This is a genomic window from Paenibacillus sp. BK720 (genome assembly GCF_011761545.1).
Taxonomy (GTDB): Bacteria; Bacillota; Bacilli; order Paenibacillales; family Paenibacillaceae; genus Pristimantibacillus.
In genome coordinates this window covers 1-1,772 of record NZ_JAASRQ010000020.1, presented here as the reverse complement: position 1 = coordinate 1,772, position 1,772 = coordinate 1, and the positions used below count along the sequence as shown (strand labels likewise).

At 46.3% G+C, this 1,772-nt stretch carries 1 protein-coding gene; it reads right to left on the bottom strand.

The annotated features are described in order from the left end of the window. Positions 1-386: 386 nt before the first annotated feature. Entirely contained in the window at positions 387-1,673 is a 1,287-nt protein-coding gene (locus FHT67_RS29595) for an IS110 family RNA-guided transposase (RefSeq protein WP_167202143.1), read from the bottom strand. Positions 1,674-1,772 lie beyond the last annotated feature (99 nt).

Genomic DNA, 1,772 nt, shown 5'->3' with positions numbered 1-1,772 from the left:
CCGTCCCTCGGTTTTAAGGGTTTATCTCACATATACTCACTCATTCGCAGGATTTCAACACCTTAGATTAGATCAATTTTAGGATGGAGGACAGATGAACCCTGTTGAGGTGGCGGGCTGGGCATGCGGAAATAGAGGACTATCAGGAAATATCCCCCAATTAGTTTCTACTGCACACATACTCCACTGATCCCTTGGCGTTCACCCTCCCATAACTCAACGGGTCATTGCCCTTACAATCCTTCGTTATACTTGTCCAAGGTGTGGAGACCGATCGCGTTTAGCGGATGGGTCATAGCCCTTAAGGGGAACGAACTCGGTCCTCCGTGCTTTCTTTGTGAAAATCCCGCGAACGAGTCAATATACGTGATGTATCTTTATAAAACCTAAGCTGCTTCAGTCCAGTTCGAAACCGTTTTCTCTGGCGTAAACTCTTCTCCTCTTTGAACAATACCAACCAAGATCCGTGCTAGTTTCCCAATTAACTTAAAGATGGACTGCTGCTTTTTCATCTTCTTCTCCTGCACATTATGTTCATGCAGATGGCGGAAAACGGGATTATTCCAAACGAGTTGTACGGTCGCGAGATAGAGATATTTTCGTAAGGCGGAGTCTCCTCGTTTCGAAAGAACAATTTGTCCTTTGCGCTTTCCGGACGTGCTTTGGGCCAGATTAAGGCCAGCCTTCCGTAAAACCTGGCGACCGTGCGCGTATTGCCTTAGGTCCCCTGTACCTGCTAATATGGCCGCGGTGAAAATCTTTCCAAGCCCTTTTATGGTGCGAAGCTGCTGCGCCATTGGAATCTCTGAAAGTAGCGCTTCGATGTCCTTTTCAATCTGTTCTAGCATGGACGTCACACGCTCAAACTCTTCAACGAGCCGTTTTAAATCTGCTTTCGCTTCATCAACAGCTACTCTTTCTCCAACACTTCGTTTTGCTTGTGCGATCAGTTGCGCTGCCTTCTCGGTTCCCGTAGTGCCTCCGGCACGCTGCATATGGACTCTCCAAGCACTAATGACATCGGATACTGTATACATCTCAAGATCCTGTGGACAAGGGAAGGTCTTTAGAGTCGCCAATGAACGCTTACAGGTCCAGTCTTTGAACACAGAAGGATATTCCGGGAAACGGATGTCCAGCCATCGTACGATTCGATTCTGCAGCCGTACACTATTCGTCACCCAAAATTCTCGGTCACTCATCAAGGTCTTCAAGCGCTGGAACTCCAGTGACTGACGCGTGTACTCATAGTAGAAACCTCGGCTGACGGAATCTGCGATGGTCAGTGCATCTTTTGGGTCATTCTTTGACGGGCTATTATCCCGGTTTTCTTTATTTCTCTTCGTCGTGGCTGGATTAACCATGACCACCTGCTCGCCTTTATCTGATAACCAATTGGCCAGGTTAAACCAGTAATGACCGGTTGGTTCCATACCAATAATGAGCCTTTTCAATCGATGCTTCTGCTGTAATTCACTCATCCAACGGCTCAATTTTTCAAACCCTTCAATACTATTGGAAAATGAGAGATGGCGTTTCGAAACCACTATTCCGCGGAAATTTGTTGCTTGTGCGACATGTATTTCTTTCGCCATATCGATCCCTACTACAAGATGCGAGGTAGTAATTTGTTCAACACGTTGATTTTGTGCATCTATTTCCTTAAACTTCATAGTAAGAGCGCCTCCCTGATGTGTTGTCGACAAACCCATCATACCGAGGCGCTCCTTTTTTTACAAAGCTCATTTCTTAAGCTCTACAGGATTGTTTAG

What these genes read in the sequence shown, in the direction of transcription:
- FHT67_RS29595 (WP_167202143.1), bottom strand. Translation starts at nt 1,673, where the DNA reads ATGAAGTTTAAGGAAATAGATGCACAAAATCAACGTGTTGAACAAATT.